At 42.4% G+C, this 16,736-nt stretch carries 14 protein-coding genes; 12 read left to right on the top strand and 2 right to left on the bottom strand.

What is annotated here, in order from left to right; genetic code table 11:
• The first annotated feature begins 270 nt into the window (after positions 1–270).
• The 8 genes from H8B17_RS08325 (at position 271) to H8B17_RS08290 (ending at position 11,815) form a co-directional block, all read left to right on the top strand.
• Positions 271–3,687 (top strand): SusC/RagA family TonB-linked outer membrane protein, encoded by a 3,417-nt coding sequence (locus tag H8B17_RS08325; protein ID WP_223816440.1) that lies wholly within the window; start codon positions 271–273, stop codon positions 3,685–3,687.
• Positions 3,688–3,704: 17 nt separating this feature from the next.
• On the top strand, positions 3,705–5,579 hold the full coding sequence (locus H8B17_RS08320) for a RagB/SusD family nutrient uptake outer membrane protein (protein WP_190308735.1): 1,875 nt from the start codon (positions 3,705–3,707) through the stop codon (positions 5,577–5,579).
• Between the two features lie 29 nt (positions 5,580–5,608).
• On the top strand, positions 5,609–6,535 hold the full coding sequence (locus H8B17_RS08315; RefSeq protein WP_190308734.1) for a DUF5017 domain-containing protein: 927 nt from the start codon (positions 5,609–5,611) through the stop codon (positions 6,533–6,535).
• Between the two features lie 20 nt (positions 6,536–6,555).
• Positions 6,556–7,770, top strand: a complete 1,215-nt coding sequence (locus H8B17_RS08310; RefSeq protein WP_190308733.1) for a Gfo/Idh/MocA family protein — start codon at positions 6,556–6,558, stop codon at positions 7,768–7,770.
• 128 nt (positions 7,771–7,898) lie between these two features.
• A complete protein-coding gene (locus tag H8B17_RS08305) occupies positions 7,899–8,954 on the top strand; it encodes an AraC family transcriptional regulator (RefSeq protein ID WP_190308732.1) in 1,056 nt (351 codons plus the stop codon).
• A gap of 92 nt (positions 8,955–9,046) precedes the next feature.
• Positions 9,047–9,688 carry a hypothetical protein gene (locus H8B17_RS08300; RefSeq protein WP_190308731.1) on the top strand — a complete coding sequence of 214 codons (642 nt, stop codon included), beginning with the start codon at positions 9,047–9,049 and terminating at the stop codon, positions 9,686–9,688.
• 2 nt (positions 9,689–9,690) lie between these two features.
• On the top strand, positions 9,691–10,599 hold the full coding sequence (locus H8B17_RS08295) for a hypothetical protein (RefSeq protein WP_190308730.1): 909 nt from the start codon (positions 9,691–9,693) through the stop codon (positions 10,597–10,599).
• 151 nt (positions 10,600–10,750) lie between these two features.
• Positions 10,751–11,815: an NADH:flavin oxidoreductase/NADH oxidase gene (locus H8B17_RS08290; RefSeq protein WP_190308729.1), complete on the top strand. Its 1,065-nt coding sequence runs from the start codon at positions 10,751–10,753 to the stop codon at positions 11,813–11,815.
• Between the two features lie 17 nt (positions 11,816–11,832).
• Here H8B17_RS08290 and H8B17_RS08285 read toward each other — a convergent pair whose 3' ends face one another.
• Positions 11,833–12,072 carry a DUF1456 family protein gene (locus H8B17_RS08285; RefSeq protein WP_190308728.1) on the bottom strand — a complete coding sequence of 80 codons (240 nt, stop codon included), beginning with the start codon at positions 12,070–12,072 and terminating at the stop codon, positions 11,833–11,835.
• A 122-nt stretch (positions 12,073–12,194) separates the two neighbouring features.
• Entirely contained in the window at positions 12,195–12,824 is a 630-nt protein-coding gene (locus H8B17_RS08280; RefSeq protein ID WP_190308727.1) for an NAD(P)H-dependent oxidoreductase, read from the bottom strand.
• Between the two features lie 110 nt (positions 12,825–12,934).
• Between H8B17_RS08280 and H8B17_RS08275 the strand changes: the two genes are divergently transcribed.
• From H8B17_RS08275 to fucP, 4 genes are all read left to right on the top strand, one after another.
• On the top strand, positions 12,935–13,336 hold the full coding sequence (locus H8B17_RS08275) for a winged helix-turn-helix transcriptional regulator (RefSeq protein ID WP_190308726.1): 402 nt from the start codon (positions 12,935–12,937) through the stop codon (positions 13,334–13,336).
• Between the two features lie 127 nt (positions 13,337–13,463).
• Entirely contained in the window at positions 13,464–14,486 is a 1,023-nt protein-coding gene (locus H8B17_RS08270; protein ID WP_190308725.1) for a LacI family DNA-binding transcriptional regulator, read from the top strand.
• Positions 14,487–14,560: 74 nt separating this feature from the next.
• On the top strand, positions 14,561–15,439 hold the full coding sequence (locus tag H8B17_RS08265) for an ROK family protein (RefSeq protein ID WP_190308724.1): 879 nt from the start codon (positions 14,561–14,563) through the stop codon (positions 15,437–15,439).
• 31 nt (positions 15,440–15,470) lie between these two features.
• Positions 15,471–16,727 (top strand): L-fucose:H+ symporter permease, encoded by a 1,257-nt coding sequence (gene fucP, locus H8B17_RS08260; protein WP_190308723.1) that lies wholly within the window; start codon positions 15,471–15,473, stop codon positions 16,725–16,727.
• Positions 16,728–16,736: the final 9 nt, after the last annotated feature.

The following is a 16,736-nucleotide window of genomic DNA, read 5'->3' as shown; positions in this document are numbered from 1 at the left end:
CAGATTGTTTAACGAAATGCAAAGAAGTATGGTAAATTCATGTTTTTTCTGATTTAGTATGAGGACTAGTTTCGGGATGATACATAACTGGATAGTGCTGTGAACACTATCCAGGTGTGCCTAGGGCGGTTCGAATAATACAGCTGCTTAAAAAAGCTGGCTGCACATAAAATTATAAACCCTAAAACATAGAATAAAGTTATGATTTTTAATCAGAAAGTCGAAAGCATCTTTATAGATCTGCTTTTGACTAAAAGGATCTTGATACGAATGAAATTGATATTATTATTGACGTGCATAACCGTATTGCAAGCCTCTCCAAATAGTTATGCTCAGCGGATATCACTGAATGCTCAAGGCATCTCCCTGAACGAGGCTATGCGCCATATACAGGAACAAACGGGTTACCGCTTCTTCGTGAATGCCAAAACGAAAGTACCGGTAACAATAAATGCGGTGTTGAAAGATGTTCCTTTAGAAATGGCAATGGAAAAAATCCTAACAGGTTTACCATTTAATTGGACGTTGAAGAATAAGGTGATTGTTATTAATGAAAAAAAAACAGATCCTGGGTATTCAAACGCAACAAAAAAATATAACAGGCAAGAAACTGTTCATATAACCGGCTTCGTTTTAGATGACGCAGGTAATCCCCTCGAAGGAGTAACGGTGTCCTCAAAAGAGGCATCGGTAACGACGGTGACTAACAAAAAAGGATCGTATAGTATGAATCTTCCCAAAGGAAATTATACGCTCGTATTTAGTATGATAGGATTCAATAAACAGGAGGTTTCTTTTAAAGGGAGCTCGCCAGTCAATGTGAGGTTGTACCCCATGTCGGGAGAAATAAATGAAGTAGTCGTTGTCGGGTACGGTACCGTAAATCGAGAAGACCTCACAGGTTCTATTGGAATAGTAGACGTAGAAGAGATGGCAAAGGCGCCGGTGGTGTCTTTTGATCAAGCGTTGGCCGGGAGAATCGCAGGTGTACAGGTGTCGGCGAGCGAGGGGCAGCCGGGAAGTGAAGGAATCAATATCGTCATTCGTGGCGCGGGCTCGCTAACGCAAAGTAATGCGCCTTTATATGTTGTAGATGGGTTCCCTATTGAAGATTTTGATCCAGGCTCCCTAAACATGGATGATATAGCGTCTATAAATGTACTTAAAGATGCATCTGCAACGGCTATATATGGTGCCCGTGGCTCAAATGGTGTCGTTATCATCGAAACAAAAAGAGGCAAGATCGGGGCGCCGGTTGTAACCTATAATGGCTCTTATGGGTTTCAAGAAGTTATCAAACGCATGGAAATGATGGATGCTTATGAGTTTGTACGATATCAGGCGGACAGAGGTAATGGTAGCCGTTATTTCGACGACTCGACGACTACGCTCGAATCGTATCGAGATGTGCAAGGAATAGATTGGCAGGATAGACTTTTTCGCAAAGGTGCTACTAATATCCATAATGTAGCGGCAAGAGGAGGGAATGATCGGACAAAGTACTCGGTATCGGCATCAGTTTTTGATTCGGATGCGGTTATTATTAATACGGGAAGTAATCGATATCAAGGAAGGTTTTCATTAGAACAGACGTTCAGCGAAAAGGTAAAAGCTGGATTTGATGCGAATTACTCCAGCAGAACGGCATTTGGGAGGGAGGCATCTGTTGCCAATTCCGCTGGTTCGGCCACCAGTTACTTGCTTTACGCGACATTGGGATATAGGCCGGTCACGGGGAGTGTGGATTTTTCTTTAGATGATTTAGCGGATGATATGATGGATGAGGATGTAAACCCGCTTGAAGACTACCGAATTAACCCGATTATATCGACACAAAATGAATACCGTGAAGTTTTAAGAAATAATCTTATTGCGAACGCCTACCTCTCTTATGAAATTATCGATGGATTGACTTTTAAGGTAACAGGAGGATTGAACAGTCTTAATTCGAGGTCGGAGAATTTTTTTAATTCGCTGACATCCCGAGGGACACCTCTTTTGCCTTCCAACTCGCGTGGACAGTGGGGGTCGAAATCATACAGTGAACGTATGGCTTGGTCCAACGAAAATATCCTGACGTATAAAAAGACGATCAACAAGGTTCATCAACTTAATTTGATGGGGGCTTATAGTGTGCAGGAAAGCCGAAATGAGTCAGGTGGTTATACCGCTATACTGGTTCCGAATGAATCGTTGGGGATTCATGGCCTACGACAAGGTACGCCTTTGGGAACCACTGGAGGAGCTTCCATTTTTAGATTGCAATCGTATTTGGCAAGAGCTAATTATAACTTTGATTCGCGGTATCTGTTCACAGCGTCTTTTCGTGCAGATGGATCATCAAAATTTCTGACGGCTAATAAGTGGGGCTTTTTTCCTTCGGGAGCGTTTGCGTGGCGAATGATAAACGAACCGTTTATGAAAAATCAAAATGTGATTTCGGACGCAAAATTACGTATCAGTTACGGCCTGACGGGGAATAACCGGGTGTCGGATTTTGCCGCATTTGCATTAGTAGATCCGAATAACAACGCGTCGTATTCTTTCGGAAACCAGATTCCGACGCAAGGTGTGAATATATCTAGTCTGGGGAATACGAAATTGAAATGGGAAACAACGGAACAAATAGATATCGGCTATGATGTCTCTTTTCTGAAAAACAGACTGGAATTCACGGTAGACCTCTATCGAAAAACGACTAACGACCTTCTGTTAAACGCTAATATGCCTCATCACACGGGCTTCACGAGGGTGTATAAGAATGTTGGAAAAGTGCGAAATGAGGGGATCGAATTGACTCTTAATACCGTGAATGTAAAAACGAAAGATTTCAGCTGGCAGTCTAATTTTAACATCAGTTTTAATAAGAACAAGATTTTAGCGCTAACGGAGGGCGAAAACAGCATCATTAGCAATTTAACGTGGGAAACAGCGTTTAACAACACGCCAGCATATATATCGAAAATTGGTCAGCCTGCGGGACAGATGTATGGCTACATTTGGGACGGTATATATCAGTTTGACGACTTCAATGAAGTTTCACCGAATGTGTATGAATTGAAAAGCCATGTAACTACCAATAATAATGATAGACAGAACATCACCGTGAAGCCTGGAGATATAAAATATAGAGACTTGAATGGGGACGGTGTAATTAATCAATATGACCTGACCGTGATCGGTCGAGGTATTCCTATCCATATTGGTGGGTTTTCCAATAACTTTACATATAAGGGATTCAGCCTAGGCGTATTTTTTCAGTGGTCTTATGGCAATAGTATCATGAATGCAAACAGGCTTATTTTTGAGGGATCAACGAGATTAAGCTTAAATCAATTTGCTTCGTACGCGGACCGGTGGACGCCGGAGAATCCTTCTAATGAACATTATCGTGTAGGGGGGTGGGGACCGAATGGTATCTATTCATCTAAAATAATAGAGGATGGTTCGTTCCTACGTTTGAAAACCTTGTTCTTAGGGTATAGTCTTCCCAAGTCGTGGGTTAAACATGCGAAAATACAGGATTTGACCTTAACGGCATCTGCACAGAACTTGTTAACATGGACATCGTATTCCGGGTTTGATCCGGAGGTTTCCTCTAAGCACTCTGTTCTTACACCTGGGTTTGACTACTCCGCTTATCCGCAAGCGCGTACGGTAGTGTTTGGGATTAAAGCTACATTATAAACTTAGTATTGAAAATCATGAAGAAAAGATATTTTATAGTTATCATAGGGGTGCTGCTCCACTTTACAGCGTGTAAAAACTTTCTGGAAACCACGCCAATTGATGCGTTATCTCCCGAAAATTATTACGAAACGGAAGCACAGCTTCGATCGGCTCTGGCAGGCGTTTATGATCGAATGGCCCGCCCGCAGACGTTTGGTGACCAAATGCTTGGCCGTATGGGACTGGAGGGAGACGAGGGCTACTATGCACGTACTTCTGCGCGGGTAGGGGTATCGGTTTACAACACCGGCCCGTCTGACGCGCCCATTGCTAATAATTGGCAACATTGGTACGATGGTATTAATAGGGCTAATTTTTTATTGGCAAATGCGGATAAAGTAGAAATGGACGAAACAGAATTGGCAGCTATTAAAGGGGAGGCCTTATTTTTACGCGCATTCTACCACTTGATATTGGTGAGCAATTGGGGCGACGTGCCATTGATGTTAGAACCCATCAGTTCGGCAGATCAAACCGTAGCGCCTCGCGTTGCAGCGCGAGAAGTATATGAGCAGATACTCGCGGATATGAAACAAGCGGAGGGCATGGTGAAAACGATTTCGGAAATAGGACATGGTGGACGGGTTAGCAAATCGGCAGTAAGGGGCATATTAGCACGTGTATGTTTATATATGGCTGGCGAACCGATCAACGATAGTGGTAAATATATTGAAGCGAGAGATTGGGCTAAAAAGGTAATTGATCCCGCTCCAGAAGATGGGTTCCAGCACGATCTCAACCCGTCTTATCAACAAGTTTTTATTAATATGTGCCAAGATCGATATGATATCAAAGAATCCATATGGGAGGTAGAGTTTTATGGGAATTCGGCGGATGCTTTCCAAGAAAATGGACGAGTAGGAAGCAATAATGGCATTGCTTATTCTGGAGAAGATGAAGCGTATGGTTATAGTTATGGATTTCTTCAGATTACAGGACGGTTATGGCATCTCTACGATGACGCCGCCAACTTGCTTTCGTCTGATGAAAGACGCGAGTGGGCTATCGCTCCGTATCGGATAACGGGTACACCTGCTGTAGAAATACCGTTTACTACGGCACAGATTTATGAACGTACAAGTGGCAAATGGCGTCGGGAGTTAGAACTGGTTGCACCCAAGAATAAGAATGCTGGACCGATTAATTTTCCGTTACTGCGGTTTTCGGATGTGCTATTGATGTTTGCTGAGGCAGACAATAAGATTACCCAGACGCCGTCCGATGAAGCAATCGCGGCGGTAAATCGAGTTCGTAGGAGAGCTTATGGGAAATTTCTCCCGAATGAGTCCGTGCGCATGGTTCAGATGATGAATGGTGGGACAGGTTATACGGCGGCGCCCACGGTAACCATCACTGGTGGAGGTGGCACGGGAGCTACGGGCAAGGCGTTTGTGAATGCGAATGGAACGGTAACGAGAGTTAAAATAATAGAGGAAGGAAGTAACTACACTTCTACTCCCGTTATCTCGTTGATAGGTGGCGGTGGATCTGGTGCCGAGGCAATTACATTACTCAGTACGCGACAAACGAGTAATGCCGATTTAACGGACGACCAAACAGCCACTCAGGAGAGTTTTCAAGAGCTGATTGAAGATGAAAGGGCTCGAGAGCTGTGTTTTGAAACGTTAAGGAAGCACGATCTTATTCGTTGGGGTAAGTTTATGATCAATATGAAGCGTATAGAGAATGATTTTATCAACGGCGATTTTCCAGTACCGCGCGCTTCTTCGTCAACCGCTTATGGTGTGCTCAGCTTTCAAAATGCTTCTCCGCGTGATATGTTGTGGCCGTTTTCACCGCGTGAAATGGCATTGAATAGAGGGTTGACGCCACAAAATCCGGGTTGGTAATAAATATGATAAAAATATAATTTAGCAATATGAAAATTCGTTTAATTGGCATATTATTATGCCTAGCCATATTGAATTCCTGTGAAAAGGAAGAGGCTGAGGATATATCCACTTTTTCTGTACAGCCAGTAAGCTTAACGATAAAGGCGGGTGAACAGGCTGAGTTTCTCTTGACAGGAGACCCTGCACAACTTTCTTTCTACTCGGGTGAAGTAGGCAATGCATACGACTTTAAGGATGTGCCTCGAATTGATAAAGTGAAAGATATGATGTTTACATTTGATACGCATAATACGCCCACGGAGGCCGTACAGGTACAGTTGATGTTCTCCACAGATTTTAATGGCGTTTATAAATACGAAGATGTAAGTGAGGCAACATGGCATGATCTCAGCACTCGATTTCAATGGGCAGCGCCTGCACCTTGGCAAACCAATTGGCAATCATCGGGTACAGTGAGTTTGGTAGATATGCTGGAGGAGGGGCGGCCGTTCTTTATCGCTTATCGATATGTAGCGCCACCGGTACCTGAGGGAGCTATTCCGAGCAGAAATTGGAGGACTCGTTCGCATGCGCTTCGGGTAAATACGGAGTATGGTCATACTGTCGATTTAGCTTCTTACGCATCGATGGGATGGAAGCTTGTAAAAAAGGATACCTTATTAACATCTTCTAGTACTGTCGCGTCGACAATTTTGTTGTTGGCGGCTACTTCTGGACATCGGTTGGAGTATGAAGAATGGGGAATCTCTAAATCCTTTCAAGTGGATGAAATTGATATGGGAGTAGACAGGAGTATTCCGATAAAGGGATATGCTGATATGCCGCTGCAGGAATTTAGACATGTATATACCGAGGCTGGTACGTACACTGCTACTTTCGTTGCTTCGGCTAAAACAGCGTATAATGATAAGCAGATCGTAAAGCAAGTGGATATTAAGGTCGTGGAACCGTAAAACTAATAAATAATTGAAGAATGTCAGATAACTTAATAAGTAGAAGAAAATTTGTGTCCGGTACGGTTTTAACGCTGGGCGGTTTGATGGTTACTAAAACGTCGTTGTTAGGAAAGACCTCCTTCAGCGAAAATATCGTTCAGGTGGGCGTTATCGGCACGGGAAAACGTGGGCTGGGATTGATAAATACAATAGGCAAAGTTTCGGGTTTGAAAGTCGTGGCATGCTGCGATATTATTCCTGACAATCTAAGCGTAGCCATGGCAAAAGCCGATCCAAAAGCGAAAGCCTATACAGATTATGAACAGTTATTGGCGGACAAAAATTTGGACGCGGTTATCATTGCGACACCGTTGTATCTGCATTACGCCATGGCAGTAGCGGCACTTTCGGCTAATAAGCATGTGTATGTCGAGAAGTCTATGGCCTTTACCATCGCACAGTCGTTGGACTTAGTTAAAAGGGTAAGAGATTCGAGATTGGTTTTTCAAGTGGGTTTTCAGTACAGAAATTTCGAGCTATATCACAAAGTAAAGAAAGTCATTAACGAAGGATGGATAGGGGATACATACAGTTTTGAATGCCAATATAATCGAAACTCGGACTGGAGATACCCTGTTAAAGACCCAACGTTAGAAAAGGTTATTAATTGGCGGATGTATAAAGATCTTTGTGGGGGACCTTTATCTGAACTGTGTGCTCACCAGATCGATGCGGTGAACTTTATGACGGCTAGTCATCCTACTAAAGTGATCGGGTTGGGAGGGATCGACTATTGGAAAGATGGGAGAGAGACACATGATAATGTACGGACGGTCTATGAATATGAAAAGGGTATAAAGGCAACATATACTTCGGTATTGTCTAACGCATTTAATGGTTATCAGATCAGAATATTAGGCAATAAAGCAACGATCGAAATAGAACGTAATAAAGCATATATCTATCCTGAAGTAACAAAACGGACATTGGGTACGGTCGACGGGGTGACGGGAGCAACAATTTTAAACGCGACGCAGGGCGAAAAAACAGAAATTCCATATCTAGCATCTGGTGAGAAGATGGTTGAACCTACGATAAGTGCTTTGATTGATTTTCAAGATTGCATCGTAAATGGTAAAACACCAGCATCCAATGTGGAGACAGGTCGCGTTTCTGCAATCGCTATTTGCATGGGGTTAGATGCTATAGAGACCGAAAAAACACAATATTGGAAACCAGAATATGCTGTTTGATAAAATTTTTATGAGGAATGTAGAATAAACTTTGTGGTATGTTGATGAAATAAATTTATAGTCCGGATGGATACAGATGGCTAAATATCTCGTCTAAACTTTTTATCTTTAATTGGTTATACAGACGTATGATATACAAGATCTTAATTTATGGACTATGCGGTGGAAGCTTGTTTCTACTCGCTTTACTCCTTTTGTTCAATCAACCCAAAGCTAATAAAGGAGCCAATCTGTTTCTGGGAATCTGTAGCTTTTTTCTGTCGAGTGTATTTATTCAACTCTTATTGGAAAGCGTAAACATGTTAGAACAGGTGGCACTGCTATACTTTTTAGAGTTTGGGAGATGGGCAATATTACCTTGCTTTTTCGTCGCTATAAACCTATATATATCTCCCGACCAGTTGCCGTTTAAATATTTTTTACACTTTACACCGACCTTATTACTTATTCTGTTGCTCCCGGGCGGGTACGACTTACCTAATTTTGTCGTCTATACAATACGCTATTTTTTATATATTCAGTTTCTTCTATACGGTATTTGGACGTATGTGCTATTACGTAGACACCGCGCATTGTTGAAAAAGATCTCCGCTGATGTCCATGACGTGGATCTCCAATGGGTGCTTAATATATGGTGGGGGATGTTGTTCTTGGGCGTTTGTTCTCTGGTTGTCCGTTTTGTTCCTTCTCTATCGCCTCTGATGGACGGGTTTTATTTGGTTGGCGTATTAGCTTTTTGTTATTATGCGTTATCACAAACTGCAATTTATCAGCTCGTAGACTCGGAGGTGCCCGTTATAAAGGCAGCGATATTATGTAAGGATAAGGAACGACTGACGGCAGGACAAGTGGGGTTTTTCAAGGAAAGGCTACTTTCCTTGATGGATAGCGATAAGCCTTATTTGGACTCGACATTAACCTTACCGCTATTAGCCGACAAGATCGGATTGTCGGTCCATGAGCTTTCTTATGTGCTGAACACCGGTGTCGATCTGAATTTTTATCAGTTTATAAATGGCTTCCGTATTCGCTATGCGAAAAAGTTGTTAAAAGAAAATACACAAAACGATTATAGTATCCAGGAGATCTTCATCCGATCGGGATTTAATTCTAAAACCACATTTTATACCGCTTTTAAACAGATAGTTGGCATGACGCCAAAGCAATACCTACAGCAGCAATAACAATTCTGTACAGATTTATCCAGACGGAGGCTTTTAAATAAGGTGTTATTTATACTTGTCTCATTCATTAAAACAAGGATAATTATATACAGATGAAAAAGAAACAAAAACAACTTTGGGTATTGGTGGCTCTTATAGGGCTGTGTGGGTTGCACGTTGCTATGGGCAATCGTAATCCGTTTGCTGATCGTGTTGCAGGGCAAACTTCGTTACAACCGTTTGAGGGTTTTTACCGGTTTCCGAATCGAGTAGCTTATATTCAATTTGAGATCATAGACGATCAGTTGGAGGCTCGACAGGTCTGGGATGATCGCCGCTATTCGCTCAAAAGAACTGGAAATTTGACCTTTGAATCTATCGAGGAAGAATATAAATTGGCATTTAATGGCCTACCACCTACTGCCGTAAAGATTTTGGAAAGAGTTGACTTAATCAAAGTGGATTTCGATCCTACACAGCGAAAGTTACTTAGCGATTCGTTAGCTCATTTATATCAGGGGGATTATTATCTCCAACGGGACGAAACGTATGTAATCAAGATTTTCCCTGACAGCGATGGCTTAATGCTCGTTCAAGAATGGGATGGAAAACGTATACCGCTTGCTTGTATAACAGATCGGGAATTTATAAATCCGGATGCGGCTATGCCTGTTACTTTTTATGCAGACGAATCCAAAGAGACAGTTGAGATGCAGTGTTTTCAAGATGATCGTTGGGTTAAAGCAGGAAAATAGTTATGACAGTCTTAGCGTTTATTTTATTGCTCATCTTTGCGCCATCTTATTCGGGTGGACAAACAGTCTCTGATCCTGATTTTAAGGTTAAGTTGACGTATCCATTGTATCCGCATAAAAATGGTCCATTGCTGCTCTACGATCAATATCATTATAATGCCTTTTCTCTTTCAGGTCAATACAAAGGGTTTGCAGATGTCGTAGAGGCAGAAGGTTATCGATTGCGAGCTTATAAAGCAGCTATTGAAAGGGATGTTTTATCCCAAGCAAAAGTGTTTGTAACGGTGAATGCCTTAAGTCATCCTTCGCTGTGGGATCTTCCTAATACTTCCGTCTATAGAGAAGAGGAAATAGAAGCGCTTTATCGCTGGGTGCATGATGAGGGAGGAAGCTTGCTCATCATCACAGATCAGATGCCGAGTGCGGGTGCGGTAGGTAGTTTAGCTGCACGATTTGGGTTTAATTTGATCAATGGTTTCACCCATCGGGTAGATGGGCAGCCAGAGCTGTTCACTAGAGAGATCGGAAATCTACTTCCTTCGCCAGTGACGGATAGAAAAGGGAGGCAGGTTCATCAACTGCGTTTTTGGGGAGGTAGCGGTTTTATTCCTCCTGAAGATGCAGAGGTGTTTGCGGTATTAGATGCGGCGTACCGTATTTATTTACCTTCCAAGATAGAAGAAACGGAAACGGGTATCCGAAACGACATGCCTTATATAATCGGAACGCAACTTGCGAATGGCGCATTACTCGAATGTGGCAAAGGCCGGGTTTGTATTTTCGCCGATGCTTCTTCCTTTACTGCGTTGTTAAAAGGTATAAATAGTAGAAAAGTTGGAATGAATCATCCAGATGGTAAAGATCATGTGTTTTTGCTACTAAATGTATTAGAATGGTTAAGTCAACCATAGGTTAGGAGTACGTCGTCTCTCGTTTTACCAACGCTGGATGAACGATTTTTTATGACTTGCTTTCCACATTTTGTCTTGATAAAGAATCCCTTTGTCTGTAACTTCGGATGTTGACGAAACATAAGAATTTTATTGTTTAAAAATAACCCGTATGTCCAAATTATTTAGTCCGATTACTATAAAAGGAATTACTTTAAAAAACAGAATCATCGTTTCGCCGATGTGCCAGTATTCCGCTTTGGATGGCTTTGCCAACGATTGGCATTTGGTGCACCTCGGTAGTTTTGCTGTAGGTGGCGCTGCGTTGATTTTGGTGGAAGCAACCGGTGTTTCGCCTGAAGCAAGGATATCACCTTCGGACCTAGGACTGTGGAAGGACGAACACGTGGAAAAGCTGGGTCAAATTAATACTTTTATTAAACAGCAAGGCGCGATTCCGGGGATTCAATTGGCTCATGCAGGTCGAAAAGCCAGTACCATGGTTCCATGGGTGGGCCGTGATGCAGTGAAGCTGGAAGACGGTGGCTGGCAGACGGTAGCTCCCATGGCGATTCCTTACGCAGACAATTACCCAAAACCGGTAGCATTGGACATGGAGGGGATTCAAAAAGTGATTTTGGATTTCAAGACGGCAACCGGAAGGGCGCTAAAGGCAGGATTTGATGTTATCGAAATTCATGCTTCGCACGGATACCTACTACACCAGTTTCTGTCTCCCTTAAGCAATCAACGTATGGATTCGTATGGTGGTACTTTTGAAAATAGAACTCGATTATTATTGGAGGTGCTGGATGGCGTACGGTCGGTGTTGCCGCAGGAAAAGCCGTTACTTGTACGTATTCCAGGTTCGGATTGGGCGGAAGGTGGATGGACACCTCAGGACGCTGTTGCGCTTGCACAAATTTTAAAAGACAAAGGGGTGGACGTGATGGACGTCACGAGTGGTGGTGTGGTAAGTCATCAAAAAATAACTGTTGGACCGGCTTATCAAACGCCTTTTGCAGCAAAAGTAAAACGGGAAACAGGTGCACTGACTTCTACGGCAGGATTGATTACGAATGCTGTTCAAGCAGAATCAATTTTAGTTAATGAGGAAGCCGATCTAATCATGATTGCCCGCGAATTTTTGAGGGACCCGCATTTTCCACTAAGGGCAGCTCATGAATTAAAGGTAAACATAGCGTGGCCTGTTCAATATGAACGGGCACGATGGTAATTGGAAATGGGATATCGCTAAACTTTCGGACGATTGTCGGGTCTGCGGCCACGTTTGTAAATGATCAACCCGTTAAGAAAATTTCGGAGTATCTGGTCACCGCAGGGTTTAAAATTGGGGTGGTCTTCTTTGCGAAATATCGCACCCAGTTCGGTTTTCGTTACCTTGAAATCGACTAGGGATAGTACTTCGATGATGTCATCGTCGGTGAATTTTAAAGCCACGCGGAGCTTTTTCATGATATCATTGTTGCTCATGATGTAAAAGTAATAAAAACTCCGGTAGATATTTCAATTTAATTGTTGATAAGGATGTAGAAGAATCTCCTGAATCGCCTGGCGATCCGGGAGATTCTTTTATTAAACAAGTGGGACTCTACTCAACCAACTTGTAAGGCGAATTCGTCAACCGGTAGTCGAACTTTTTTAAGAGGTGCCAACCAATCTTGCTCTTCGTCGCGATAGCCCAATGACAATAGGACTACGCTACGTAATCCTTTTTCGGATAACCCAAGGATGCGGTCTACTTGTTCGGCATCGAAACCTTCCATCGGCGTAGAATCTACTTGTTCGGCTGCTGCAGCTATAAGGGCAGTGCCGAGACCAATATAGGCTTGACGGGAGGCCCACTGATGATTTTCCTCGGCACTGCGTGCTAGAAGGTAACTATCTAGTTTATGCTTGAAATCAGCAAGTTGTTCCAGTGGTACGGACCGTGCCGCTGCTGTACGTGCCATAAAATCCTCTATCATATGTTGATCAATATTGGTATAGGCAGCGAAAACAAGTAAATGCGATGCGTCGGCAATCTGTGTATTAAATGAGCCTGCTCCCAGTTCGGCGCGCAGCGTTTTGTCTTTGACCACGATAACCCGATAAGGTTGAATGCCTACGGAGGATGCGCTGAGATTAGTCGCTTCGAGAATGCGACGGATTTTGTCGTCCGCTACGGTGGCTTCTTTGTATTTCTTTACGGCGTAACGCCATGATAATGCGTCTTGTAATTCCATCTGTAATTTAAATTTTTATAAAACCTATGCAAATATCCAATGATTTGGTGTAAATTTGTAACCAAGGGACAAAAAGTAATAGTAACATTCGGGTAACTAAGTGACATTTTATGGAAAACAAAATAGAAAATATACCTTGTGAAAGACAGGATCACGCAAGCTGCGACAAACATATTGCGGCTGTGCACGATACGATGGATGTATTGCATGGTAAATGGAAAATTACCATCATCTCTTTGTTGGGTTTTGGCAAACGACGTTATTCGGAAATACTTAAGGAGGTAAAGGGGATTTCGGGAAAGATGCTCAGTCGGGAATTGAAAGATATGGAAATGAACCTATTGGTAAAACGTACGGTGATCTCGGAGCAACCGATATCGGTTGTTTATGAACTTACCGATTATTGTATCGAGTTGCTTCCGGTTATTAACAGTCTGGCGGCGTGGGGAACGCGACACCGACAGTGTATTGTCGAGCAGTTTAAACAGGAGCGACAGGATATTCCAGCATAATGTGTTCGTCTGCGATAATAGGACATATTGCTTGTAAAAGAAATTTATCTAAGTTTGTAGATAGATGGAAAAATCATTTTAGCACTGTATATTGACAAGCGGAATACGGGAATAACGAGCGTAAATAATGAGTAAGAAAATTTCGATCACGAGTATTGCAAAACATTTAGGGATATCGACGACAACGGTATCTTTTGTTTTGAATGGAAAAGCGCAGGAGAAGCGAATCAGCGATAAATTGGTGAAAAAAGTTATGGATTACGTGGAAGAGATCGACTATAAGCCCAATTCATTGGCCAGAAGCTTGCGAACGGGAAAATCTAATATTATTGCGCTCATTGTGGAGGATATTTCTTTTCCTTTTTTCTCGGCAATAGCGAAAGAGATAGAAGAGAATGCCTATAAAAATGGCTATAGGATTATATATTCTAGCACGGAGAATGATGCTGTCAAAACGAGAGAATTGATAGAAATCTATCAAGATAAGCATGTAGATGGTTACATTATTGTTCCACCGGAAGGCGTGGAGGAAAAGATAAATGCGTTATGCGCATCGGGCAAACCTGTGGTGGTGCTAGACCGCCATCTGCATAATGTGGAAACAGATCATGTCTTGGTCAATAATTATGAAAGTGTGTATTCGGCAACGCAATATCTTATTAAACAAGGGTATAAGAATATTGCGTTTATTACGCTGAACTCATTGCAGAGTCAAATGCTGGATAGATTAGCGGGGTATGAGCAAGCTATACAAGATAGTAAGTTGACCCCGATTATAAAAGAAATTGCACACGAGGATAGCGTTAAAAGGCACAAACATTTATTGTCTTTTTTCAAAAGAAAGCGGAACAGTATAGACGCTGTTATTTTTTCGACAAATTATATTTGTGTGAGTGGTCTCAAATCAATCAAACAACTTGGCTTACGTATTCCGAAAGATATAGCAGTCGTTAGCTTTGATGATTATGAACTTTTCGAGATGTATGCTCCAGCGATAACCAGTATAGCGCAGCCTATCGAATCTATTTCGGAAAATGCAATTAATTTATTATTGTCTAGATTGAACAAAAAAGCGACCGAAATAGACAAGGATGTACAAAAAATAGTCTTGAAAACTACTTTTATAGAACGAGATTCATCTACTCGTTAAAATATTTTTAAGTTCTTTTTTGATTTTGCTAAAACGTTTTATATAATTGTAAAACGATTTGAGCTAATACAGTTATGAACAAAAACGAACGGAAAGTTATTGGAGTGGATATCGGTGGCTCGCATATCTCAGCAGGAAAGGTTGTGTTGGATGAGCGACAGCTGCTTGTTGGATCTCAAAGCCGAATGAAAGTGGATTCGCATGCGCCCCCGGAAGTTATTCTTGGTTCTTGGGCTAATTTTCTTTCTCCTTTTGTAAACGAAGCCAATAAAGACAATATCTGTATAGGTATTGCTATGCCTGGGCCTTTTGATTACGCGGAGGGGGTTTCCTATATTAAAGAGCTGAATAAGTATGACGCATTATATGGCGTAAACGTTAAAAAGGAACTGGCGACAATGTTGGGTATTCCGCAGCAGCATATATTGTTTAGGAACGACGCAGAGGCTTTTTTACAAGGAGAGGTAGTATATAGGACGGGTTTGACGGACACGAAGGTCGTTGGTATCACATTGGGTACGGGACTGGGCTCTGCGGTGTCTGACAAGGGAATGTGCAGGGATGTATTCCGAGCGATAAGACCAATGAAAGAGGGAATAGCAGAAGATTATATATCATCGAGGTGGTTTAAGCATCGATATCAGGAATTGTGCGGCGAGCAGCTAGAAAGTGTTGAAGCTCTTGCAAACGGCGACGATCCATGGAAAGATCGGCTTTTTAATGAGTTTTCGGAGCATTTATCGATCTTTCTCGATGATTTTACTCGGCAAGAATCGGCATCTGCTGTTATCATAGGCGGGAATATCGCTCGCTGCTATGATTTATTTGTCGATAAGCTGAAAACCCAAATGGAAAACAAGGAGGTAGCGTTATATCAAAGTGCGCTATGGGAAGATGCGGCTTTATTGGGTGCGGCGTATCTCTGGGACGATAAACTTGCTAAATCAAATTAAACAGAATTTTTATAGACCAAAAAAATAAACAATGAAAGAGACAATATCTTTTACCGAAAAAAAGTATATGATTACGCTTATTTTCGTTACCTCGTTATTCATGTTTTGGGGTATTGCCATCACGATGGGGGATGTTCTTAATAAGCATTTTCAAACGGTTTTAAATGTCTCCAAGGCGGACTCTGGGCTGGTTCAGTTTTCTATATTTGGTGCGTATTTTATTATGAGTATTCCTGCTGGAATGTTTATGAAAAGGTTTGGTTATAAAAAAGGGGTGCTTTTGGGGCTAATCTTATTCGCGACAGGCTCTTTTCTTTTTGTACCGGCTGCTGATGCGGAGTCGTTCGGTTTTTTTCGGATAGCGCTATTCGTGCTGGGATGTGGTTTGGCAACATTAGAAACCGTAGCACACCCTTTCATGGCATCCTTAGGGGATCAGCGGAGCAGCGATAGAAGGGTCAATTTTGCGCAGGCATTTAACGCAGTGGGTACCATGATCGGGCCGGCGCTGGGAACGTATTTTTTACTACGGGGAAGCTATAATATTCCCACGGAGGGGCTGGACTCGGTTAAGAATTTATATATCGGTATCGGTGCTGTGATTATATTAATTGCCGTGTGCTTTTCTTTTGTGAAAATTCCGACATTGGTGGATCCACATAAATCCGAGGAAGCGGTGGATCTTGAGGCTGTTAATGTGGACGTGTCGCCAGATAAGAAGCTCTTCCAGCATAGGCATTTTGTGTGGGCTGTGATCGCCCAGTTTTTTAATGCGGCAGCACAGGGAGGCACGTGGGCATTTTTTATTAATTATGGTCATGAGGTCATGGGCTTCTCTGATGAAAAAGCGGGGAGCTACCTCGTGCTTTTTATGGGAACCATGTTGTTAGGACGTTTTATAGGTACATTTCTGATGCGATATATTGCTGCAAATAAGCTATTAGCTATATTCGCGCTGGCCAATGTCTTTATGTGTATCTTGGTCGCGCAGGGTTGGGGGTGGGTCTCGTTTGCCGCGCTGCTATCCATCAACTTTTTCTTTAGCATCATGTTTCCGACGATTTTTAGTTTAGGGCTCAAGAATTTAGGCGGACATACGCAACAGGCCTCGTCGTTTATCTCGATGGGGGTTGTTGGTGCTGCAGTTTTTCCGTTTTTAATGGGTTTGGTTGCGGATACAAATATAGCGGTATCTTACTATCTCCCCATAGTGAGCTATATCGTTATATTTTTGTTTGGCGTGAAGTTCTATAAAGTAAAGCATGGGAAGTCATCCTTTGATAAATAAGGTGGCTTC

It is taken from the genome of Sphingobacterium arenae (genome assembly GCF_014692505.1).
GTDB lineage: Bacteria > Bacteroidota > Bacteroidia > Sphingobacteriales > Sphingobacteriaceae > Sphingobacterium > Sphingobacterium arenae.
This window is presented reverse-complemented; position numbering and strand designations above follow the sequence as displayed.